At 64.2% G+C, this 23,886-nt stretch carries 17 protein-coding genes; 7 read left to right on the forward strand and 10 right to left on the reverse strand.

Annotated features, from left to right (window positions below; translation table 11 throughout):
- Positions 1-41 precede the first annotated feature (41 nt).
- Positions 42-2,780 carry a TonB-dependent receptor domain-containing protein gene (locus tag WAB17_RS00360; protein WP_435418063.1) on the forward strand — a complete coding sequence of 913 codons (2,739 nt, stop codon included), beginning with the start codon at positions 42-44 and terminating at the stop codon, positions 2,778-2,780.
- 69 nt (positions 2,781-2,849) lie between these two features.
- Here the strand turns inward: WAB17_RS00360 and WAB17_RS00365 are convergent, their stop codons facing one another.
- From WAB17_RS00365 to WAB17_RS00400, 8 genes are all read right to left on the reverse strand, one after another.
- Entirely contained in the window at positions 2,850-3,875 is a 1,026-nt protein-coding gene (locus WAB17_RS00365) for a LacI family DNA-binding transcriptional regulator (protein WP_435418064.1), read from the reverse strand.
- A 58-nt stretch (positions 3,876-3,933) separates the two neighbouring features.
- Positions 3,934-5,448: a tryptophan halogenase family protein gene (locus WAB17_RS00370; protein ID WP_435418065.1), complete on the reverse strand. Its 1,515-nt coding sequence runs from the start codon at positions 5,446-5,448 to the stop codon at positions 3,934-3,936.
- Positions 5,445-6,365 (reverse strand): alpha/beta hydrolase, encoded by a 921-nt coding sequence (locus WAB17_RS00375; protein WP_435418066.1) that lies wholly within the window; start codon positions 6,363-6,365, stop codon positions 5,445-5,447. The genes WAB17_RS00370 and WAB17_RS00375 overlap by 4 nt, the downstream gene beginning before the upstream one ends.
- A complete protein-coding gene (locus WAB17_RS00380; protein WP_435418067.1) occupies positions 6,362-8,404 on the reverse strand; it encodes a glycoside hydrolase family 97 protein in 2,043 nt (680 codons plus the stop codon). Before WAB17_RS00380 ends, WAB17_RS00375 begins: the two co-directional genes overlap by 4 nt.
- A 3-nt stretch (positions 8,405-8,407) precedes the next feature.
- A complete protein-coding gene (locus WAB17_RS00385) occupies positions 8,408-10,021 on the reverse strand; it encodes an alpha-amylase family glycosyl hydrolase (protein ID WP_435418068.1) in 1,614 nt (537 codons plus the stop codon).
- Positions 10,022-10,023: 2 nt separating this feature from the next.
- Positions 10,024-11,880, reverse strand: a complete 1,857-nt coding sequence (locus WAB17_RS00390; RefSeq protein WP_435418069.1) for an alpha-amylase family glycosyl hydrolase — start codon at positions 11,878-11,880, stop codon at positions 10,024-10,026.
- Positions 11,880-13,394, reverse strand: a complete 1,515-nt coding sequence (locus WAB17_RS00395; protein ID WP_435418070.1) for a tryptophan halogenase family protein — start codon at positions 13,392-13,394, stop codon at positions 11,880-11,882. The genes WAB17_RS00390 and WAB17_RS00395 overlap by 1 nt, the downstream gene beginning before the upstream one ends.
- A 116-nt stretch (positions 13,395-13,510) precedes the next feature.
- Positions 13,511-16,198 carry a TonB-dependent receptor gene (locus tag WAB17_RS00400; protein ID WP_435419403.1) on the reverse strand — a complete coding sequence of 896 codons (2,688 nt, stop codon included), beginning with the start codon at positions 16,196-16,198 and terminating at the stop codon, positions 13,511-13,513.
- A 347-nt stretch (positions 16,199-16,545) separates the two neighbouring features.
- Between WAB17_RS00400 and WAB17_RS00405 the strand changes: the two genes are divergently transcribed.
- The 4 genes from WAB17_RS00405 (at position 16,546) to WAB17_RS00420 (ending at position 21,553) form a co-directional block, all read left to right on the forward strand.
- Complete coding sequence (locus tag WAB17_RS00405) at positions 16,546-17,592, forward strand: LacI family DNA-binding transcriptional regulator (protein WP_435418071.1); 1,047 nt, start codon at positions 16,546-16,548, stop codon at positions 17,590-17,592.
- A 108-nt stretch (positions 17,593-17,700) separates the two neighbouring features.
- Entirely contained in the window at positions 17,701-19,239 is a 1,539-nt protein-coding gene (locus WAB17_RS00410) for an MFS transporter (RefSeq protein WP_435418072.1), read from the forward strand.
- Positions 19,232-20,623, forward strand: a complete 1,392-nt coding sequence (locus tag WAB17_RS00415) for an alpha-amylase family glycosyl hydrolase (RefSeq protein ID WP_435418073.1) — start codon at positions 19,232-19,234, stop codon at positions 20,621-20,623. Before WAB17_RS00410 ends, WAB17_RS00415 begins: the two co-directional genes overlap by 8 nt.
- A gap of 51 nt (positions 20,624-20,674) precedes the next feature.
- A complete protein-coding gene (locus WAB17_RS00420; protein WP_435418074.1) occupies positions 20,675-21,553 on the forward strand; it encodes an HpcH/HpaI aldolase/citrate lyase family protein in 879 nt (292 codons plus the stop codon).
- A 38-nt stretch (positions 21,554-21,591) separates the two neighbouring features.
- Here WAB17_RS00420 and WAB17_RS00425 read toward each other — a convergent pair whose 3' ends face one another.
- Entirely contained in the window at positions 21,592-22,404 is an 813-nt protein-coding gene (locus WAB17_RS00425) for a hypothetical protein (RefSeq protein WP_435418075.1), read from the reverse strand.
- A 179-nt stretch (positions 22,405-22,583) separates the two neighbouring features.
- Between WAB17_RS00425 and WAB17_RS00430 the strand changes: the two genes are divergently transcribed.
- Positions 22,584-22,835, forward strand: a complete 252-nt coding sequence (locus WAB17_RS00430; protein ID WP_435418076.1) for a hypothetical protein — start codon at positions 22,584-22,586, stop codon at positions 22,833-22,835.
- A 10-nt stretch (positions 22,836-22,845) separates the two neighbouring features.
- On the opposite strand, the gene WAB17_RS00435 is transcribed toward WAB17_RS00430, so the two are convergent.
- Complete coding sequence (locus WAB17_RS00435) at positions 22,846-23,298, reverse strand: MaoC family dehydratase (RefSeq protein WP_435418077.1); 453 nt, start codon at positions 23,296-23,298, stop codon at positions 22,846-22,848.
- Between the two features lie 126 nt (positions 23,299-23,424).
- Between WAB17_RS00435 and WAB17_RS00440 the strand changes: the two genes are divergently transcribed.
- On the forward strand, positions 23,425-23,838 hold the full coding sequence (locus WAB17_RS00440; protein ID WP_435418078.1) for a holin family protein: 414 nt from the start codon (positions 23,425-23,427) through the stop codon (positions 23,836-23,838).
- The last annotated feature ends 48 nt before the right edge of the window (positions 23,839-23,886 follow it).

Here is a 23,886-nt window from a genome sequence, read left to right on the forward strand (position 1 = left end):
AAGCATTTTCGAAACTACCACTCATGACGGGACCACGTATCATGTCCATCGGCAAGCAGCTGGCAGGTTGGCTGCTCATCACGACCGCGCTCACCACCCCGGGCGCGGTCTTCGCGCAAGACCAGGGCCAGCCCGAAGAGGAAGCCGTCGCCGACGAAATCGCGACCGGCGAGGACTTGACGACGCAGGAGCCGGCTGGCGAACCGCCGCTGGAGGATCCGGCTGCAGACCCTGCAACGGACGAAGGCCCGGATGTCTCGATTCCCGGCGGTGGCAACATCATCACCGTCACCGGGCGCCGCGGCCCGCGCGATATCACCCGCAGCTCGACCCAGGTCGTCTCGGTTCTGTCGACAGAGGATATCGCGCGTACGGGCGACGGCGACATCGCCAGCGCCATCAGCCGCGTCACCGGCTTGTCCGACAATGGCGACGGGCGCGTGTTCGTTCGCGGCCTCGGCGACCGTTATTCGCTGGCGCTGCTCAACGGCCTGCCGCTGCCCTCGCCCAACCCGCTCAGCCGCGTCGTCCCGCTCGACATCTTCCCGACCGACATTGTCGCCTCCAGCCTGGTGCAGAAAACTTATTCGGCCAATTTCCCGGGTGAATTCGGCGGCGGGGTCATCAACCTCACCACCACGGCAGTGCCCGACGAAGGTTTCCTGAAGATCGGCTTTGGCGTCAGCGGCGATACGATCACGACCTTCGGCGACTCCGTGCAGTACTACGGCAGCAGCTACGACAAATTCGGCTTCACCACCGAACGGCGCGATGCCCCGCCCGCGCTGCAGGCCTACTTCAATGGCAACACCCAGTTGTCCGACCTGCCGCTGGCCGACCAGCAGGCGATCGCCACGCAGCTCAACGTGCCCAACCTGCTGCTGGTGCAGGAAGTCAGCCAGACGCAGCCCAATTTCTCGGGCGGGATTACGCTGGGCGATGCCTATGATATCGGCACCGCTCGTCTCGGCATCATTGCCACCGCCAACCTCAGCAACAGCTTCACCACGCGCAACGTCATCTCGCAGACCCCCGACGATCTCGACCTGAACCTGCGCACCGATTTCCGCGATTTCGTGACCAACAACCGCATTACCGCCAACGCGCTGATCGGGCTCGGACTGGAGATCGACGAGCACCGGTTCCGCTGGACCAATGTGTACATCCGCGACACGCTGAAGCAGGCGGTGATCTCCCGGGGCCAGAACCTGCAGGACGGCGACGACGAACTGCAACAGTCGACCGGCTGGTTCGAACGCCAGCTCATCGACAGCCAGCTGATTGCCGAGCTGGAGTTCGGCGACCTCGAGATCGACTTGCGCGGCGGCTATGCCCAAACCGACCGCGAGAGCCCGTTCGAATACGAATTCGAATACGTCCGGACGAATAACGCAGGCGACGAAACCGGCGATATCTTCGTCAACCCGCTCAACCGCATCCGCGGCGACCTCGCGCAGGTATCGTTCTCCGACCTGACCGAGAAGCTGTGGTACGGCGGCGCTGACGTCAGCTACCCCGTCATTCCCGACCTGGTGACCCTGACCGTCGGCGGCGCATATTCGGACACCAGCCGGATTTCCTCGTTCCGCCAGTTCCTGTGGGATTCGGATTCCGATTTCCCCTCGGGTGTCGGGGCTCTGCGGCCCGACCTGCTGCTGGGCGACGCGATCATCGAATTCTACGATGTCGGACTGTTCGAGACATCGCAGGTTTTCCCCGTTTTCGCGGCCGATCTCGAAATTAAGGCAGGCTATGTGAAGGCCGACATCGCTCCGTTCGATGGCCTCACGATCGACATCGGCGTCCGGTACGAGGATGCGGTGCAGACCGTTTCGCCGGTGCAGATCTTCAGCAACCAGCAAAACCTCGACGCGGTTACCAGCCTGGCCAACGACTATTTCCTGCCCGGTGCGACGATCACCTGGGAGGTGGCCGATGGCTTCCAGCTACGCGCCAGCGGTTCGAAGACCATCGCCCGCCCGCAGTTCCGCGAGCTGATCTTCCAGCCCTATACCGATCCCGAATCCAACCGCACCTTCGTCGGCAATCCGGCATTGCAGGATTCCACCCTGACGAACGCGGAACTGCGCGGCGAATACTACTTCGGATCGGGCAGCCGCTTCGCCGTTGCCGGTTTCTGGAAGAAGATCGACAACCCGATCGAGCCTTTCTCCGGTTTCACCGACAACGACCAGACCACGCAATTCGCCAACGCGCCCGAAGCCACCTTGTGGGGCGGCGAAGTCGAACTGCAGTGGAACTACGACCTGATCGACCTCGGCGGCTGGTTCGAAAGCAAGCGCGCCGTTGTCGTGGCGAACTACACCTATACCCAGTCCGAACTGAAGGTCGGCGACGATGACGAAACGCTCATCTTCACGCCGGGCGTCGGTTCGGTTCCGCGGCCGGCATCGAGTTTCTTCTTCGACGGATTTCCGTTGACGGGGCAGTCCGACCACATTGCCAACCTGCAAATCGGCATCGAGGATCTCGACAAGCTGCAGCAGGCGACCTTCATCATGTCCTACGCCAGCGAGCGCGTGACCAGCCGCGGTGCCGGCGGGCTGCCGGATATTCTGGAGAACCCCGGGTTCCGGCTCGATTTCGTGGTTCGCGAAGGCATCACCATTGCCGACGTGCCGCTGGAATTGAAGCTGGAGATGCGCAATCTCACCGGTCGCGACAATTTCGAATATCTCGCCACCGGAACCAATCGCATCGAAGTGAATAGTTTCGATGTGGGGCGGAGTTTTTCATTCTCTGTCTCCGCCGAATTCTAGAGCTTAAAATATAACAAAACAGCTTGCGGCCGGCCCTCAGGGGTCGGCCGTTTTTCTTTCTTGGCGCGATCAGCTCGCCGGGCGGGCACTGCCCCGTTCGACCAGCGAAACCGATACGCGGCGGTCGCGGTCGTCACCGGAGCCGCCCAGCGCCGCCTCGACCAGGTTGAGCCCCGCTTCGGCGAAGTCCGGTTCAATCGTGGTCAGCGGCGGGGAGGAATGCGCCCCGACCCCGAGACCGTCGAAACCGATCACCCCGATCTCGTCCGGCACCGCAACGCCGGCATCGCGCAGCGCCGCCAGCGCGCCGAGCGCCATGGCATCGCAGGCCGAGAATACCGCGTCGAAACCCGTATCGCCTGCCCGCAATGCAGCGATCGCGCCTGCCCCCTGTTCTTCCCGCGTTGCGCCCGCAGCGGTGACGGCATCGAACATCGGCAGCCCCGCATCCTCGAGCGCCGACCGGTAGCCTTCGTAGCGTTCACGGAACTGGCGCTGCGCCCCGTCGGTTTCGCCGATGAAAGCGATCCGGCGGTAGCCTCCGGCCACAAGCCGCTCGACCGCAAGCCGCGCGCCGTGCCGGTTGTCCGACCGGACATAGCCCGGCCCATCGAACGGCGACCCCCAGAACGCGAGATGGCTTTGCGCTTCGCGGTAGTCGCTGAAATACCGCCAGGCATCGCGATTGGTAGCGGTTCCGAGCACCACCACGGCGTCGGCCTGGCCGCGCTCGATGAACTGGCCGAAGAACTGCTCGGGTTCCGACTGGATGGACACCAGCGCCTGGTAGCCCAGTGTCGCCGCCGCCGTGCAGACGCTTCCGAGAAGCGAGTAATAAAACGGATTGACCGCCGCCGCACCCTGCCCCGGACGGCCGATGACCACAACGGCGATGGTCTTGCTGACCCCGCTGCGGAGCCGGGCGGCGCGTTCGTCGATGACATAGCCGAGTTCGCGCGCCGCCTCCATCACGCGCAGGCGGGTCGCCTCGGTTATGGTGGGCGATCCCGACAGCGCGCGCGATACCGTAGATTGCGACACCCCTGCCCTTGCGGCCACGTCGAAGGAGGTCAGCCGCCTCTCGTCCCTGCTCACCCGCTTGTCCTCACCCCAGCTCTCCTGTCGCCTGATTGGCCGAAAGGGGCAGGCAAGGTCAATCGGCTTGCGCGGCAATCACCGGATCGTAGGGCTGGAAGTTCATGGCGCAGGCATCGATCATGCCCTCGACCCCGTCGAGGTCCGCCACACGGGCCTGCGGCGGTGCTGGCTGCAGTTTTTCCGGCGGAGGGAAAGTGCCGTAGCCTGCGAAGAGGCAGTGCCAGCTGGCGTTCGCGTAGTAGCGCTTGCCGCCATAGGCAGCGTCGTTTGCGGCATTCATGTCCTGCTGGCGGAACCACGCGGACATCATCGCCTTCAGCCCGTCCGACAGGTCGTGGTTCGCGGCATTGTCACGCCAGTATTGCGTGTCGGTGCGCTGGTTCAGGCGGTAATGCGCCACGATATAATCGCGAATGCCCTCGTAACGCGCAGCGATCGAGGCGTTGAAAGTGTCGCGGTGCTGCGGGCCGAAGCCGCCGGCGGCAAAGGCCTGCGTGAACTCCAGCGCGGTAGCGATGACGATATGGAGCGCGGTCGCCTCAAGCGGTTCGAGGAAACCCTGTGACAGGCCTACCGCGAGGCAGTTGCGGTGCCAGGTTTCCGCGACCCTGCCGACCTTCATCTTGAGGAAGCGCGGCTGCGGACCGTCCTCACCCAGTCCCAGCGAGGCGCGCAGTTCCGCCTCGGCCTCTTCGTCGGAGATGTATTTTGAGGAATAGACATAGCCGTTGCCGACCCGGTTCGTCAGCGGGATAGTCCAGCGCCAGCCGGCCTTCATAGCGGTGGCATCGGTCTGCGGCCTGAACGGGGCGAGGTGCCCAGTCGGCATGACCACAGCGCTGTCGTTGAACAGGTTCTCGGCGAAGGGCAGGAACTCGACCCCGAGCTCCTGCTGCGCCAGCATCGAACGGAAACCCGAGCAATCGACGAAAAGCGTGCCCTCGACCCGTTCGCCGCCCTCGCACAGCAGCGCGGCGATGTCCCCATCGTCCGCCCGTTCGACTGCGGCGACCTTGAGCGGCAGGTGGCGCACCCCGCGTGCCACGGCCCACTCGCGCAGAAAGGCGCCGATGGCATAGGCGTCGAAGTGATAGCCATAGCTGGGTGCGAATGGGAAATTTTCGCCCGCCACCGGTCCGAGTCCGCGTTCGCTCAATTGTGTGGCCAAAAACCAGGGATCGGGATGCACGGGGACATCGAAACCGTGCCGGGCGAGCAGGCAGTTTTGGACGAAATGCGGCTCGCTGTGCAGATCCACCGGGCCGGGAAACGGGTGGTAGTAGCTCTCGAAGCCCGCCCGCTCGCTCCAGCCGTTGAAGCGGATGCCGAGCTTGTAGGTGGCATTGCAGGCCGGCATCCACTCCGCCTCTTCCACGCCGAGCATGTCGAAGAAGGCCTTCAATTGCGGGGTAGAGCCCTCGCCCACGCCAATGATGCCGATCTCCGGGCTTTCGACCACGGTGACCGAGCCACCCCTCCCCGCCCATTCGCGGTGCAGCAGGCAGGCGGTAATCCAGCCCGCGCTGCCGCCGCCGAGGATTACGACATCGGGTGCTTTGGGTTCGCTCATCGCTCCGACAGTAGCCAGACCAGCATTTCCGGCAAGCGGGCATTCCAGGCCACTTCGTCATGCTCTGCCCCGGTATATTCCCGCGCGGCGAAATCTCGCCCTTCCTGCCAACCGGCGTCCCTGAACATCTCACTGATCGATTGCTGGAACGGCGGATAATAGCCATCGAGCGTCGCAGTCCCGTGATCCATCCAGATCCGCCGACCGGTGGGCGCGCCCAGTTTGCCCATCAGGTAGTCGCGCCAGACGCGGTCGACCTCGGCCTTGCTCGCCTTCGCCAGGTCGGGATCGACCAGCGGCCAATGCGAACTCACGCAACCGGCGCGGCCGAAGATGTCCGGGCGCTCGACAATGGCATAACAGCTCATAATCCCGCCCATGCTGGCCCCGATCATGGTCGTATCCGCACGACCGGTCCGGGTACGATAGTCGCGGTCGATACGCGGTTTGAGGTAAGTGACGATCCAGTCGAGGTAGTGGTCCGACAGGATGGGGCCACTACGGCTCAAATCCCCGTCGAGATCGTCCTTCAGCACGCCTTGCAGCGCCTGCGCAGGCTTCTGCGGCAGGTACTGGCGATAACGGTCAGCGCCCGGCGACCAGATGCCGACGATGATGACGGGGTCGATCGTCCCGGCCGCAACGAGATCGCGCATCACCCGATCGGCCTGCCAGATCTTGCCGTAATGGGCATTGGCCGGATCGAACAGGTTTTGCCCGTCGTGCATGTACAGCACGCCGTAGCGACGGCTTGCCGTATCGTAGCCGGGCGGCAGCCAGATAGTTACCCGCTGGTCAGGCAGGCCCTCCGCCGCCATCCGTTCGATCTCGACGAAGCGGCCCGCATCGGCTTGCGACGCCTGCGGCGTGGTGCATGCCGACAAAAGCACCAGCAGCAGCGCCGCGAGCCACCTCACTTGCTGGCTTTGAACTGCATGGCGAGGCCCCCGCCCGGCGCGAGGCGCACGGTGTAGCTATCGCCTTTCTTGACCGTCAGCGTGTCATAGGCGATGTCGTGGCGCTTATCGGTCAGGTAGGTCGCTTCGGGGCCGTCCTTCCACACCTTGACCCTGTAGGTCTTGCCTGCATCGAGGAAGTCGAAGGTCAGGGTCACGGTCCGCTCGGTCGCGTCGTTGACGCCGCCCGCGTACCAATCCTCGCTATTGCGGTCCTTGCGCGCGAAGATGGCGTAATCGCCCACCGCACCGTCGAGCAGCTTGCTGTCGGCCCAATCGGCGGGGACCGCCTTGATGAACTCCAGCTCCTTCGGATGCGCTTCCAGGCTCTCGACGAAATCCGCCGCCATCTGGATCGGCGAATAGATCGCGAGATAGAGCCCGAGCTGCTTTGCGAGCGTGGAGGCCATGGGATAGTTGTTGTCCCCGACCAGCCCAAGCACGCCGGGCGTGTAGTCCATCGGTCCCGAAAGCATGCGGGTGTAGACCAGTGTAGGCTCGTGGTCCGGCCCGCTCCCGAATGCACTCCAGGCGTTGTATTCCATGCCCCGCGCGCCCTCGCGGGCAACCCAGTTGGGATAGGTCCGGCGCAGGCCGGTGTCCTTGACCGGCTCGTGCGGGTTGATGGCGATGCCGCGCTCGGCGGCTTCCTTCACCACTTCGAGGTGGTGCTGCACCATGCGCTGGCCGTCGTGCCATTCGAAGACCTCGCCCCCGCCATCCACGCAGGGATCGGCAATGTCGGCATTGCAGGAGATAATCCCCCCCGCGTCGGCAACATAACCGGTCTTCACCACGTCGACGCCATTGGCGGCGTAGAGATCGAGCCCGGCTTCGAGCTGTGCCTCGTAAACCTCTATATTCCCGCCGGTTTCGTGGTGGCCGATGATGTGGACGCCCTTCTTCTTGGCGTAGGCGGTCACTTCGGCAAAATCGAAGTCGGGATAGGCCTTGGTGAAGCTGAAGTCGCGCCCGTCGCCGAACCAGTTCCCGTTCCAGCCCTCGTTCCAGCCTTCGATCAGGATGCCGCGGAAACCGTGCTTGGCGGCAAAGTCGATATACTGCTTGGCGCGTTCCGTGGTCGCCCCGTGGCGATCGCCTTCGGCCCAGGTCCAGCGGTTGGAGATCATCCCCCACCAGATGCCGATGTACTTGGCCGGCTTGAAGAAGCTGACATCGCCGAGCGCATTGGGCTCGTTGAGGTTGAGCTCCAGATCATTCTCCACCAGTCCGGCAGCGCCGTCGCTGATGCGGATGCTGCGCCACGGGGTGGTAAAGGCGCCCTTGCGGACGACGCGCGCCCCGCGGCTCGAGGGTGCCAGCGTCGCCTTGAAGCGCTGCCCTTCCATGCGCTGCAGCCGCATGCCGGAATAGTCGACCAGCGCCGCTTCGTGGAACGACAGGTGGGTTCCGTCCTCGAGGCGGATGGTCATCGGAGTATGCGCGACCGAGACGCTGTCGATGGGGGTCTGCTTGTACATCTGCTCGTAGCGGTTCCAGTCGCCGCCCTGGATCCACCAGGCGGTACCGGCGGGCGCAATCACGAATTCGGTCAACTCGTCGGAAATGTTCGTGACCTTGTCGTCGGGCCGGTCGAATTCGTAGCGGAAGCCCACGCCGTTATCGAACACCCGGAACCGCACCTTGAGCTGCCGCTTCGACAGGACCCTGTTTTCCTGCAGCACGACTTCCAGCTCGTTGTGATGGTCCCGCACGAAGCGGCGCTCGCCCCACGGCTGCTCCCAGGTCGAATCCGCGCTGGTGATTTTCTCACTGACCACGGTGAAATTGCGCCGCATCACCTCTTCGTCGGTGAACTGGAAGCCGAGGTCGCTGTTGGCGATGATTTCCTTGCCGTCACGCTCGATACGGTAAAACGGCACGCCGTCGCCATCGACCTCGACTTCAACCTTGATCCGGCCGTCGGGCGACGTGACTTCAGCGGCTGCGAGTGGGGTCGCAACAGCCAGCATCGAGGCAGCGGCAAGCAGGTAGCGCATCGGTCAGATCTCCAGGATGACCACGCCGAAGGGCGGCAGTTGGTCGGGGGAGGCGTCATTGACGGCAAACAGGTTCCGCCCCTCGACCCCTGTTAGGGTTTGCAGGTCGGGGCCGATATTGAACAGGCAGCGTATCGTCTGTCCGTCGGCGCTTCGCTGCAAATCCAGCAGCCGCCCATCGGCACGACAGGCGCTGACCGCACCATGGCGAAGCGCGGGGTTGGCTACCCGCAGCGCCACAGCCTTGCGGGTGAGGTTCAGCAATGAAGCGGGATCCGCATCCTGCACGTCGACAGCCCGCGCGGCATTGTCGGCGCCCATCGGCAACCACGGTTCGACCGACCCGAAGCCTGCGCAGGCCGCATCATATTGCCACGGCATCGGGGTCCGCGCCCCGTCGCGCGACAGGGTCAGCGGCCAGTTGGCGATGGCTTCGGGATCGTGCAACTGGTCAAACGGGATATCGACCTGGGTGAGGCCCAGTTCCTCGCCGTAGTAGAGGATTGCATTGCCCCGCAGGCACATGAGCAGCAGCACCTTTAGCCTCGCGAAGGCCTCGCGCTGGTCCGGCGCGCACCAGCGCGACAGGGCGCGGGGGGCATCGTGGTTCTCGAACGCCCAGCTCGGCCAGCCCACGCCGTCGTTGTCCGGCCATTGCGCCAGCGCGGAACAGACAAGGCCGGGCGATACCGTATCGGCGTAGAGGAAGTTGAAGCCGTAGGCGGAGTTGAGATGCGTTTCGCCGGCGGTGAACGCCTTCATCTCTGCCTCGGCTTCGTCGCCGCCGACTTCGGCAACGGTGAAGATTCCATCGTAGCTGTCTGTCACTTCGCGGATACGGGCGATGAAGGCCGGGATATCCGGGTGCGACTGGTTGCGCGTCTTGAGCTGGAAATCGAACGGTCGGGTGCGCGGTTTGTCGCTTGCCGGCGCGGGTGGATTGTCGCGCAGTTCTGGGTCGTGCATTGCGAAGTTGAGCGCGTCGATGCGGTAGCCGTCGACCCCGCGGTCGAGCCAGAAGCGGGTCACCGCCAGCAGCGCTTCCTGCACTGCCGGATTGTGGCAGTTGAGCTGCGGCTGGCTGCTGAGGAAGTTGTGCATGTAGTACTGGCCGCGGCGCGCGTCCCAGGTCCACGCCGGGCCACCGAAAACGCTTTGCCAGTTGGACGGGGGCGACCCGTCGGGCTTGGCATCGGCCCACACATACCAGTCCGCCTTGTCGTTATGTTTGCTGGAGCGGCTTTCCGCGAACCATGGGTGCTCGTCGGAGGTGTGGGAATAGACCTGGTCGATTAGGACCCGCAGCCCTAGCGCATGGGCACGGGCTACAAGTCCGTCGAAATCTTCCAGCGTGCCAAACAGGGGATCGACATCGCAATAATCGCTGACGTCGTAGCCGAAGTCCTTCATCGGCGAGGTGAAGAAGGGCGAAATCCAGATCGCATCGACCCCGAGCGAGGCGACATGATCGAGGCGGGCGGTGATGCCGGGCAGGTCCCCCACCCCGTCACCGTTCGAATCCATGAAGCTGCGCGGATAGATCTGGTAGATCACCGCACCCTTCCACCACGGCAGGGCGGCGGCCGTTGCCGCGGATGGTTGGCTGGCAGTTGCCACGATTATTCCACGCCCTCCCCGGCGGTCAGTTCGCAAGCCGCGTAGCCGAAAGCCGGCAAGGTCAAACGGACGCTGCCCGGCGCCTCGATGGCCGTCGCACACGGTCCGACAAGGGTCGCGATCGCGTTTACGTCATAGGCGATCTCGATATTGCGGGTAATCGGCTTGGCGCTGGTATTGAAGGCCAGGAGCACGCGCTGGCCGCTCTGCGGATCGGTCCGGGTGAACGAAAACAACCCCGGCTCGCGGTCGAAGGTGCCTAGCGTTTGCCGCCCTCTCGTCAACGCGGGATTGGCCAGACGCACGGCAGAAAGCCCCTTGATCAAGCGATAGAGCGGGTGCTGCGCATCGTAATTGGCGCTCGCGGTTGTCGCGTCGGTCCCCAGGAGATCATTGTCGTTGTAGGCATCGACGCGGCTCGGGAACATGTCCTCGCGCGCCAGTTGGTCGTTGCCGTCCGACACGAAGCCCTGTTCATCGCCATAGTAGATAGTGGGGACGCCGCGCGACAGCATCATGATGGCATGGCCAAGCATCGTCCGCTTCAGCAGCTCGTCGGGATCTGCATCGGGGTTGCCCTGCTTCACGAACATGGAGAAGCGGCCGATATCGTGATTGCCGACGAAAGTCGGATTGATCATCGCGGTGTCCTCGCCATCCCGGTAAAGGACGTCACCACGGAACATCTCGTAGAGAATGTCCGGGCTCTTGTTGTAGGCGACGACTTCCTTCACCGCCGACTGGAAGGTGAAATCCAGAACCGAAGGCAATTCGTCCCGGATCGTATACTGGTGCAAGCCGCCGGGCTTCTCCCCTTCCCAGTAGACTTCGCCGAAGACATGGAAATTCGGAATACCCCTGGCCTTGGCCCGCTCCAGCATTGCCGGAACAAACGCCCGCCAGAATTCCGGATTGACATGCTTGGCGGTATCGATGCGAAATCCGTCGATCCCGAAGCGGTCGATCCAGTTTCCGAAGATCTCGATCATCCCGGCAACGACGCGAGGGTGCTCGGTAAAGATGCCGTCGAGACCCACGAAGTCGCCATAGATGGCGCTTTCGCCCCACCATTCGCTGTCACCCCGGTTGTGGTAGTAAATGGGATCGTTGAGCCACGCCGGCACCTTGGCGTTCTTTTCCGCTTCCGGGACGACGGGGGTGTAGGCGTAATCCGGCCTGACCAGCTTCGCCCAGTTCTCGGCGCTCGGATCGGTGTCTCCGTTGAACCCCTCGTTGATCGGCTCGCCGGCGACACCGCCGCGGGCCGAGTAAGGATATTCGGCCTTGCTGCGATACTTGTACTCGTTCTCGGCGTAGCGAATGATGTCGGCGGTGTGGTTGGTGATGATGTCCATATAGACCTTCATCCCGCGGGCATGCGCGGCGTCGACGAAGGCCTTGAACTCCTCGTTCGTGCCGAAATGGGGATCGACCTGGGTGAAATCGGTCACCCAGTATCCGTGGTAGCCGGCGCTCTCGTCGCCCGCTGGGCCCTGGACCGGCTTGTTCTTGAAGATCGGCGCGAACCAGATCGCGGTGACGCCCATCCCCTGGATGTAGTCCAGCTTTTCGGTCAGTCCCTTGAGATCGCCGCCATGATAGAAGCCCCTTGCAGCCGGATCGTAGCCCGATACCAGCCTGTCCGCCTTGTAGCCCCCGAGATCGTTGGCCGGGTCGCCATTGGCGAAGCGGTCGGGCAGAACGAAATAGATCACCTCGTCGGTGACCGGGCGCTGGCGCAAATCCGCAGCCGAGGGGCTGGCCGCAACCGGAGCCGCTTCCTGCGCGATCGTCGGGGTCGTGGCGCAAGCCGACAGTACCAGGGCAATGGCGGTCAGGGATGGCAGGCACGGGCGCATCAGGCGGTCTTCCTCTGGTTGGCAGGATCGATATAGGCCCGCAGGAACTGCCCATGGGCCGGCATGGCGGCGACCAGCTTGCGGTTCGTGTCGGCAATGCGCGCGAGCATCGCCTCGAGTTCGACGGGCAGCATCGCATCCGCGATCGGATTGTAGCTTTCGGGCATGATCCCTTGTCCGACCATCACCTGCAGCCAGCCCTGTTCGGTGAACAGCTCTTCGTGTTCGCGGTGGATGTGGCCGGCGGCGCGGAATGCCTCGATTCTGGCAAGAAGCGTCTCGGGAAGCGCCATTGCGCGGCAGCGGTCCCAGAAGGCCTCGCCGACCCGCCCGTTCGCCCAGTAATGCAGGATCAGGAAATCGCGGATCCGGGTCCATTCGAATGCCGCCTGACGGTTGAATTCGTCCCGCATCGGCGGCGCCATCCCGGCGCCCGGCAGCATCTGCAACAGGCGCGCGATGGAACTCTGGATCAGGTGGATGCTGGTCGATTCAAGCGGCTCCATGAAGCCGCCCGCAAGACCGAGAGCGAGGCAGTTGTGCGACCATTGCTGCTGCCGCATACCGGTGGTGAAGCGGAGCACGCGCGGATCGGCGGTCGCTGCTCCGTCCAGATTGGCGAGCAGGATAGACGTCGCCTCGTCTTCGCCCATGAAGTCCGAACAGAACACATGGCCGTTGCCGATGCGGTGCTGGAGCGGGATGCGCCATTGCCACCCGGCCCTGTGCGCTGTCGAGCGAGTGTAGGGAGTGAAATCCCCCTTGGCCTCGCACGGCACCGCGACGGCGCGGTCGCATGGCAGCCAATGGCTCCAGTCGTCGAAGGTGACGCCGAGCGCATCGCCCAGCAACAGCGAACGGAAGCCGGTGCAATCGACGAAAAAGCCGCCTTCGATCCGGCGATCCCCGTCGAGCAGGAGTCCGGCGATGTCGCCGCTTGCCGGGTCGCGCTCGACTCCGGCGATAGTGCCCTCGACCCGTTGCACCCCGAGTGTCTCGGCGTAACGGCGCAGGTACGCTGCGTAGAGCGTGGCATCGAAGTGGTAGGCCCACGGCAAGTCAGGTACGGGCTGTCCATTCTGGCCGCGCCACATCTGCATCTTGCCCGCCCGGGCAGCGCCGTCGTTCAGGCAATAGTCGGCGAGCGGCTCCGCCGTGCCTGCCGACCGCGCTCGCAGCCAGTACTGGTGGAACGGCAATAGCCCGGCACCGTGGCCGACATTGCCGAAGGCGTGGAGGTAGCTCGTGCCCTCCCCGGCCCAACCGGCGAATTCGATCGCCAGCTTGAAGGTCCCTCGCGTCTCGCGCAGGAACTCCGCCTCGTCGATGCCGAGAGCGGCATTGAACAGGCGTATCTGGGGAATGGTCGCTTCGCCGACCCCGACCGTGCCGATCGCCTCGGATTCGACCAGTACCACGCGCCGGCCCGAAAACCGCCCCAGCGCGGCCGCTGCCATCCAGCCCGCGGTGCCGCCGCCGGCAATGACTATGGGAGGGTAGGACGTCGGGTTCATGGGCAGCAACCGTCGATAGCTGCCGGGACGATTCCCGGCGAGCCCATCGTATCAGTGTGTGCAAGTGGGCGGGAGCGTTCCGGCATGCCGTTCGCCCCCGCCCATGCGACCCGCTATCAGAAGCGGTATGTGAAGCCGGCCAGGAAGCGGCGACCGTAGGTCTGGTAGTCGACGACCTGGAGGCGGTTGGAGCCGACGGAGGCGAAGCGCTCGTCCGTCAGGTTCTGGCCCTGCAGATAGAGCGACAGGCCTTCGAGTGCACTGCCTTCCTGGAAGTCGTACCCGATCTGCGCGTCGATGATCGTCTCGCCGAGCGCGGTGCGGCGGGTCGGCGAACCACCGAAGCCGGTGAAGTCACCGAGGAAGGTCGAGCGATAGCGGGCGCTGGCGCGCGCGTTGAAGCCCCACTTTTCGAAGTAGGCCGTACCGTTGACGACCCACTTCGAGTAGCCCGGGATTGTGGTTTCGTTGCCGTTGGCATCTTCCACCTTCGACTCGGTATAGCTCGCGCCGCCGGTGATGCCGAAGCCATCCAGCGCCGATACGATAGTGCCTAGCGGCATGGTGACCGCCAGTTCGCCGCCGTAGAGGTCACCGCCGCCGGTGTTGATCGGCGCATCGAGCGTGCCGATGTCCGGCAGGTTCGGGAACGCCGCCGAACCGGTCGGATCGGGGAAGCCGCTGTAGTCGAAATCGAAGCGACCGTTGAAGATGAAGCTCTTGATGTCCTTGTAGAACAGCTGGAGCGCAATCACCCCGCCCTGGCCGAAATACTGCTCGACGTTGAGGTCGACGGCATTGGCGCGATAGGGCCGAAGGAACGGGTTGCCGCCGCCCCCGCGGATCAGGCCGCCGGGGACCGAGTTGTCGATACCGTAGCCGATCGACAGGCGCATGTCGTCGAGACGCGGACGCATGATCTGGCGCGATGCGGCAACGCGGATCACCGTGTCGCTGTTGAGACGCAGCGAAAGGTTGGCGCTGGGCAGGATATCCCAGTAATCGTCGCCGATCGTGCGCTCCTGCGGTCCGCCCGGCGCGAAGATGAAGCCGGTCGACTTCTGGATCGTGTTGACAGCCTGCACCCCGAAGTTTCCGGTCAGCGTTCCGGCACCGAGTTCCTGTTCGATGTTCGCCTGGAGATAGGCGCTCATCAGGTCTTCGTTGACGGTGTAGCCCTTGCCGATCACGTCGTTTGCAGCACCAGGACCGCTGGTCACGCGCGGTTCGAGCACCAGCACGCCGGCATCGATCAGGTCACGGGCATCGTAGCTGACGATCGGGCCGAGTCCGAGATAGCTGAGGTCGGTCGAGCGCAGCAGGAATTCCGCCGGCACCGCCGACTGCAGACGTCCGGCAGGAAGGCGGACGAAGGCCTCGTCCGGGGTCAGCGTCTTCTGGCGCGTGGTGTAGTTCATGCCAAACTGCACACCGCTGAGGAAGCCGCCTTCGAATTCCTTGCCGACTTCGACCCGGAACTGCTTCAGCTCGTCCTCAATGATGCGGTTGTTCGAGTAACCGGCCTGCGGCACGGTGCCGCCACCCCAGCCGAGCGGGTCGGTCAGGAAAATGCGGGTCGGATCCGAATAGTCGAGCGACGGGTTGAACACGGTGCCGGTCAGGCCCGACTGGAACCCGATCGAAGCGGCCGCACCATTGCCGGTGTCGTCGCCGTTGAACCCGGTGCCGGCATAGCTTTCGAGGCTTAGTTCGTTGCGGTCGGTCCGCGACCAGCCGAAATCGAACATCGCGCTCCAGCCGTCGTCGCCTTCGTAGTCGAAGTTCAGGCCGATGGCGTACTGGTCGGCCTTGCGCTGGAAGATGTCGTTACGGACAACGCCGCGCACGTTATTGAAGGTTCCCGACGTGGCGAAACCGTCTTCAACCGTGCCGATCGAAGTGGTGGTGCCGAAAGCACCGAAGCCGAGCGGCAGTTCGATGCCGCGCTTCGACTGGTCGTCGTCGAAGTTGGAATAAAAAGCGTCGAGCGTGAACATCAGCGTGTCGGTCGCCTGCGCCTGGAAGGTGCCGTTGACGCCGAGGCGCTTGAGCCGGGTCGAGGTCACGAAGCTCTTCGAACCGCCGATAACCGAAGGCGAAGCCGCCGTGCCGGCGCCCGCGTAGCCCCAGGCGTTGAACTCCTGGAGCTGGTACGGTTCGTCGACATAGGACGCTGCCAGCGACAGGCCGAGCGTATCGTCGCGGAACTGGTCGACATAGGCCGCATTGACGCGGTAGCCGAGATCGCGCGAACCGGCGTTGAGCTTGCCGAGGTCGGCATAGGACCCGCGGGCACCGATGGCGACGACGCGGTCGTTGGTTTCGAGCGGGCGTACCGTGCGGATGTCGACCGTACCGACGAGGCCTTGGCCGACCAGCGAAGCGGTCGGCGACTTGTACACGACCACCTGGTTGACGATTTCCGACGGATACTGGTCGAGCTCGACCGAGCGGTTGTCGCTGGTCGTGGTCTGTTCGCGGCCGTTGAGCAGGGTCTGCGAGAAGTCCGGGCCGAAACCGCGGATGGAGATGACGTTGGCACGACCGTTGAGGCGCTGCGAGGTCAGGCCCGGCAGGCGGGCGATCGATTCACCGATCGAGGCATCGGGCAGGCGGCCGATATCTTCGGCGGTAACCGATTCCAGGATCTGGTCGCTGTTGCGCTTTTCGGCGACGGCGCTTTCCAGCGACTCGCGGAAGCCCGAAACGATGATGACGTTTTCTTCGTCATCCTGCTCTTCGGCAGCCGGTTGCTCGTCTGCATCCTGCGCCATTACGGCTTGCGGCGCCAGGACCAGCGCCATGGCCAGCCCACTGATGCCAGCGGTCAGAAACTTGCGGTCAATCACGATGTGCTCTCCCAATTCCGTCCCGGCCAGTCGCGGCCAAGGTACGGCAGTCCACCAAAGAAAAGGATTTGCATCTCCCCGGCGCACGACCCCCGCACGCCTCTGGGGAGAGGTCTACGCCCCAAGCAAAGGCACCGCATAGACGGTATACGTATGTTTGTGCAGCGCAGCATGGCCGGTCGCAGAACCGGTGTCGCAGAAGTGCAACATCCCGCCGAAACAGTTCGGGAGCGGCAATTACGGCCTATTGTCCTAGTTACAACGGCCTGCGGCGCGCCTAGTCTCGTGCACGGAGAGACTGCATGGGGCGCACAGCCACAGGGAAGCCGACCAGCTTCGATATCGCCTATCTTGCCGGGGTGTCACAGCCGACCGTCAGCCGTGCCCTGCGCGGCGACCGGTCGGTCAGCGCCGCAACGCGCGAGAAGATCGAGAAGATCGCGCGCGAACTCAACTACACGGTCGACAAGAACGCCTCCTCGCTGCGGACGCAGCGGTCGAACACCATTGCCCTGCTGTTCTTCGAGGACCCGACGCCCGACGACAGCATGATCAACCCGTTTTTCCTCGCGATGCTGGGTTCGATCACCAGGGCGGCCGGTGCGCGCGGGCTCGACCTGTTGATCTCGTTCCAGCGGATGGAGGACGACTGGCACACGCGCTACCAGGACAGCCACCGGGCCGACGGGCTGATCCTGCTCGGCTATGGCGACTACACACTGTACGAACAGCGGCTCGAAGACCTGGCCCGGCAGGGCACCCATTTCGTTCGCTGGGGCAGCGTGCGCGACGACAACATCGGGGCCACCATCGGATCCGACAATGTCGGCGCCGGCAGGATGGCAGGCGAACACCTGCTGGCGCTCGGCCGCAGGCGGATTGCCTTCCTCGGCCATGCGAGCGAGAATTACCCCGAATTCGCCGGTCGCTACGCCGGCCTTTGCGGGGCGCTGGAGGGTGCCGGTATCCCGCCCGAACCGTCGCTACAGGTCGATGCTCTGAGCGGGGAGGAAGAAGGCTACGCCGCGGTGCGGCAGCTGCTGGCGCGCGGTGCCGCGTTCGATGCCGCCTTCGCCGCCAGCGACCTCATCGCCATCGGTGCCATGCGCGCCTTGGCCGAGGCAGGCCGGAGCGTGCCGGGCGACGTGGCGGTCGTCGGCTTCGACAATATCCCTTCGGCAGCGCTGACAGTGCCGCCGCTGACCACGGTGATGCAGGATTTGCGCGGAGCGGGCGAAGCGCTTCTCGACGCGCTCTGCGCCCAGATCGATGGCGGCGAGCCAGCCTCGCGCACCCTGCCGGCAACGCTCGTCACCCGCGCCTCTACCACCGAGCAGCTTCCGGGCTAGCACCCGCACAACATTCGTATGCGGCTTGCGGGGCGGCGCATGGCATGCCAGCCATGCCGCATTGCAGGTGCGGCTGCCCGTCAGAGGCGCGCACTTCGGGGAGAGAAAATGGCCACCATCACAGCCAAACCGCGCCAGAGCTTCTGGGGCCTGTGGAATATCAGCTTCGGCTTCTTCGGCATCCAGATCGGCTTCGCGCTGCAGAATTCCAACATGAGCCGGGTGTTCCAGACGCTCGGCGCGAGCATGGACGACCTCCCGGCGTTGTGGGTGGCGGCACCGCTTACCGGCCTGATCGTCCAGCCCATCATCGGCCATTTGTCGGACAAGACCTGGAACCGGCTGGGGCGCAGGCGACCTTACTTCCTGACTGGTGCAATCTTCTCGGCCCTGGCGCTGTTCGCCATGCCGCTGGCCCCGACCGTCGCCGCGCCGCTGTTCTTCGCCGCTGCCATGCTGTGGGTGCTCGACGCCTCGCTCAACATTTCGATGGAGCCGTTCCGCGCTTTCGTGGGTGACATGCTCGACACCGACCAGCACAGCGCCGGTTACGCAGTCCAGACCGCCTTCATCGGAGCGGGCGCCGTGGTCGGATCGATCTTTCCCTACCTGCTCGAAGCCATGGGCGTCAGCAATGTGGCCGCCGCAGGCGCGCTGCCCGATACGGTGAAATGGAGCTTCTGGGCCGGCGGCTTCGCCCTCTTCGGCGCGGTGCTGTGGACGATCCTGATGACGCGCGAATACAGCCCGGAGGAAATGGCGCGCTTCGGCGGCGGCGAGGTCCACGACACCGAAAGCCCGCTGCGCGCACTGGCGGCCAAAACCTATGTGACCAGCGCAGGATGGACGGCCCTCGGCGTAGCGGTGATCCTTGCGGTCGACGCGCTGGGCCTCGAAAAGGAAGTCCTGCTGCTCGGCGGGCTGCTCGTTACCTACGGCTTCCTCAGCGCCATTGCCATTTCCATGGCCAAGCAGGGCCGCGCGGCCAACATGCTCTCCAGCATCGTCGGCGATTTCTCCGGCATGCCCGAGGTGATGAAGCGGCTGGCGCTTGTGCAGTTCTTCAGCTGGTCCGCGCTGTTCATCATGTGGATCAACACCACCCCGGTCGTGACGCAATATGTCTTCGGGTCGAGCGACACCGCGAGCGCCGCCTACAATGAAGGCGCCAACTGGGTGAACGTGCTTTTCACCGTTTACAACGGGGTCGCCGCCGTGGCCGCCCTCGCCCTGTTGCCCTGGCTCAGCAAAACCTTCGGGCAAGTAAAAACCCATTCGATCTGCCTGACGCTGGGCGCGATCGGTTTCCTGATGTTCTTTCTCGTCCGCGATGCGAACACGCTGCTGCTGGCCGAGGTCGGCATCGGCATCGCCTGGGCCAGCATCCTCGCCATGCCCTACGCCATCCTCGCTTCCAACCTGCCGCAGGCCAAGCTCGGCATCTACATGGGGCTGTTCAACATCTTCATCGTCGTGCCGCAATTGCTGGTGGCGACGGTGATGGGCAGCATCATGAACGCTTTCTTCCCTGGCGAGCCGATCTGGACCATGCTGTTCGCGGCGGCGAGCTGGCTGGTGGCGGCTGCGGCAATGCTGCGGGTACAGGCGGCCCTGCCAGCTGCACGGCTGGAGAATGGCCATGCGTAGACTCGCCCTGGCGCTTTCCGCCACCGCCCTCCTCATTGCCTCGCAAGGCTCGGCCGGGCCGGCCGGCACCGGGTCGTTGGAACCCCGTCCGTTCGTCCAGTTGAACAATGCCGACTGGTCGCGCGACGCGGTGCTCTACCAGATCAACACGCGGCACTTTACGCCGGAAGGGACTTTCAGGGCCGCGCAGGAACAGCTTCCGCGACTGAAGGCGCTGGGCGTCGATATCCTGTGGCTGATGCCGATCCACCCGATCGGCGAGAAAAACCGCAAGGGCACGCTCGGCAGCCCCTATTCGGTCAAGGACTATTACGCCGTGAATCCCGAATTCGGGACCGAGGCGGATTTCCGCGCTTTCGTCTCAGCCGCCCACGCGCAGGGCTTCAAGGTGATCCTCGACCTCGTAGCCAATCACACCGCGTGGGATCATCCTCTCGCGAGCGAGCGTCCCGATTGGTACGAGAAGACCTGGGACGGCAACTTCCGCCCGACGCCGTGGTGGGACTGGTCGGACATCATCGATCTCGACTGGACAAAGCCGGGCGTGCGCGAACATGTCGGCGGGGCCATGGAAATGTGGGTGCGCGACTATGGCATTGACGGTTTCCGGGCCGACGTCGCCGGTTACGTACCGGTAGACTTCTGGGAAGCGATGCGTTCGCGGCTCGAGGCGATCCGGCCCGTCTTCATGCTTGGCGAAGTGCAGCAGACGGCCTGGCACCGCGCGGCGTTCGACGCGACCTATGCCTGGGATTGGCACAACACCACCAAGAACGTCGCACAAGGGCGCGGCAATGCAACAAGCTTCTACGGCTATTATGCCGAGAACGAGAGCCTGTGGCCACGCGAGTCCATGCGGCTGACCTATATCGAGAACCACGACAGCAATGCGTGGGAAGGCACCATGGCAGAAAATTACGGTGCCGCGCTGGAAGCGATGACCGCGCTCAGCTTCACCGGCGAGGGGCTGCCGCTGGTCCACAACGGGATGGAAGCCTGCAACAGCAAGCGGCTGGAGTTCTTCGAGCGCGATCCGATCGACTGGAGTCAGGGCGAAGGCTGCACCTATGGCGCGTTCCTGCGTGACCTTATCGCCTTTCGCACCGCCAACCCTGCCCTGCATAACGGCAAGTGGGGCGGACGGATGCAGAAGATCGAGAACAGCGCTCCGCAGCAGCTTTTCGGGTGGGTCCGCGAGACCGGGACGAACAAGGTCATCGGCCTCTTCAACATGAGCGATCGCCCGGTGGTCGCCACCTTGTCGGACGGCATCGCGGCCGGCACCTACCGGAGTTTCCGGGAAGAGGCGCCCGTCACGCTCTCTGCCGGCGACACGATCGAGCTGCCGGCCTGGGGTTTCCGCCTGCTGGCTGCAAAGCCCTAGGCTGGGGAACGGAACGGCGCTAACGCTGCGCGCATGACAGAGCCAACGCCCATGCCCTTTGGGGCCCGCAGCTGGCTGTTCGCCCCCGGCGACAGCGAAAAGAAAATGGACAAGGCCGCCGCGAGCGAAGCCGATATCGCCATCTTTGACCTCGAGGATGCGGTCGCGGCGGAGAACAAGCCGCTCGCCCGGCAATTGGTGCATGACCGGATCGCCAGCGAGGGCGAGCCGGCCCGCACGCGGCTGTGGGTGAGGATCAATCCGCTGGACAGCGGCATGGCGGTGCACGATCTGGCCGCCGTCATGCCAGCCCGCCCCGGCGGGCTGTTGCTGCCCAAGTCGCGCGGGCGCGAAGATGTAGAAACGCTCGATCACTTCCTCACCGCACTGGAGGCGGCCAACGCTATCGCGCTCGGCAGCACGCGCGTGCTGGTGCTGGCGACCGAAACTGCGGGCGCGATGTTCCATTGCGGCGACTATGCCGGCCTGCCTCGCGTCTGCGGCCTGACATGGGGCGCGGAAGACCTCTCCGACGCGCTTGGCGCCAGCGACAACCGCGCGCCCGACGGCCGCTACGACCCGCCCTACGAATTGGCCCGCACGCTCTGCCTGCTCGGCGCGTGCCACGCGGGCGTGCAGCCGGTCGAAACCATTCATGCCGACTTCCGCGATCTCGACGGCCTCGAAGCCCGCGCGCGCGATGTGAAGCGCCAGGGATACCGCGGGATGCTGGCGATCCACCCGGCACAGGTCGAGGTCATCAACCGCGTCTTTACGGCATCTGCCGAAGAACTGGCCGAGGCGCAGGCGGTGGTCGATCTCTTTGCCGCCAACCCGGGCGCGGGTACCATCGGGTTCGAAGGGAAGATGCTGGACCGCCCGCACCTTGATCGTGCCCGCAACCTTCTGCGGCAGGCCGGGCAGGCGTAGGCCTGCGGGCGGGCAGCCCGCCTTAGGCCCGGTAGCCGTCAGGACCTCAGGTAAAGCTTGCCGCCGTGCTGCCGCAACACGGACCGGATCGTGCTCTCCGCCTGGTTGGATGCGGCAATGTTGACCCACACCACGACCTTGCCGCGCTCGACCTGCTTCTCGTAGAAGTTGGCGGCGACGCCATCCACGTCCTGGTCAGTGAGCATGCGCGCTATGGCCCCGCCAGTCGCCCCCGCGATCCCGCCGAAGCTTGCCACCGCGCCGAGCGCCGAGCTCGCAAGTGCACCGGCGGCCGCCACCGGACCGATGCCCGGAACAAGCAGGAGAGCGAGCGCGAAGGCCGTGCCGGCAATCCCGCCCGCGAGCGTCGCCCCGGCAACGCTCGCGGCACTATGGCCCTCGTGCCAATTGATGTCCGGGTCGAGAAACAGATTGGCGCGCCACAGCATGGAAATCGCTTCACCCGGGATCTGCCGGGTGACGAGCACGGCAACCGCATCGCGCGCCTGCCGCAGGCTGTCGAACGTGGCGGCGCAATGGGTTTTCTGCATGCTGGCGAGATCGGCATGGGCCTGCGCCATCTGCGCCGCGAACAAGCGGCGTTCGGCCTCGTTGGCGAATTGCAGCCGCAGCCCGGCCTCGCGCTGCAGCTTGACGATGCTTTCCGATGCGATCTCGTTATGCATCGTCCGCAGCAGCAGGTCGATGCTCGACGGTCGAAGCGGCCGGTCGGTACCGCGATTGATCCATTCGCTGGCACGCGGCTGAGGGCAGTCGTCAGGCAAATGGTTGAGCGCGCCGAGTTCATCGGCACGGACGACGAAATGGTATTCGGTTCCGGTTCGCTCCACGCGCGCACAATCTCCAGGAGAGTGAGGCGCGACCCTTGCTTGCCCTATCGCACGTGCGCTCCGGGCGATCTTGGTTCAAAACGACATTTTTCGCCGCAACTGTGGAGCAGACCGTCGCAGAGGGGGCCAAATCGCCCGCGCTAACGGAAAAGAAACGCTTGCCGGTGCATTGACGGGCTATGAACCTGACGCTCGCCCTGGTGATCGACTACCTGCTCAAGGCAGGTGCCGTCTTTCTGGCGGTGAACGAAATCCGCGGGCTCATTCTCGCAGGGCCAGTGATCTACGGCATCTACCAGTCCGGCGGTAACACGGTCGCGATACTCGTGGGTCTCAGCACGCTCGGAGGCATCGCGCTTTCGGTTATCATCCCGCTGATCGCGGCACGACAGGTCCGGCGTTACGCTTTGGCTCGCGCCGACGGTCGCTGACAGTCGGCGTCTAAGCCGGTTTCCTGAGTTGCAGGCCGGACCGTTTGCAGCTCCCCACCAAGTCGCCGTGCTGGTTATAGGCGCGGTGTTCGAAGGTCACGATCCCGGCATTGGGCCGCGACTTGCTCTCCCGCAAATCCACGATCTCGGTCTCGATCCGGATGGTATCGCCGTGGAAGAGCGGCTTGGGAAAGCGGACTTCGTCCCAGCCGAGGTTGGCGACCGCCGTCCCGAGCGTCGTATCATTCACCGAAATCCCGACCATCAGCGACAGGGTGAGGCATGAATTGACGATGCGCGTACCGTAGTCGGTGCCCTTCATGTACTCCTCGTCGAGGTGCAGCTGCGCCGGGTTATGGGTCATGCAGGTGAAGAAGACATTGTCGCTTTCCGTGATTGTGCGGCGAATGGGATGCCGGATCACCTGCCCCACCTCCATGTCGTCGAACCAGATACCGGCCATTGCATTCTCCTGAACAGGTGTATGGCTGCGCGATAGCCGAGCGTGCGACGCCGGGACAATCGTTTTCCTACATGAACCTTTTTGGTTATTTCACTCGACCCTTGTAACCTTAAAGGACTCCGACCCATGGCCATCATAGAATCCCTCAGCGGCCCCATCGCCTCGATCATCGACAAGATCATTCCCGACAAGGAAGCCCGCGCCAAGGCGAAACTCGAACTGTTAACGCTGGAAGGCACGCAGGAACTGAAGGCGATCGAAGCGCAGCTTTCCGCCATCGTCGCCGAGGCGCAGTCGCCCGACCCATGGACCAGCCGCGCCCGGCCGAGCTTTCTCTATGTGATGTATGCCATGCTGCTGTTCGCCTTGCCAATGGGCGTGGTCGCGGCTTTCTCTCCGCACTCGGCAATCGCCATCGCGGACGGCATCAACGCCTATCTCAACGGCCTGCCCGAACCGCTTTATGCCCTCTTCGGCACCGGCTATCTGGGCTACACCGCTGCCCGCCAATGGGGCAAGGCGAGGGGCACGGACAAGTAGGATTTTGGTGTGAACTTTGTGTGAACTTTCGCACTACTAACGACCCTT

The sequence above is a fragment of the Parerythrobacter aurantius genome, assembly GCF_045291475.1.
GTDB lineage: Bacteria > Pseudomonadota > Alphaproteobacteria > Sphingomonadales > Sphingomonadaceae > Parerythrobacter > Parerythrobacter aurantius.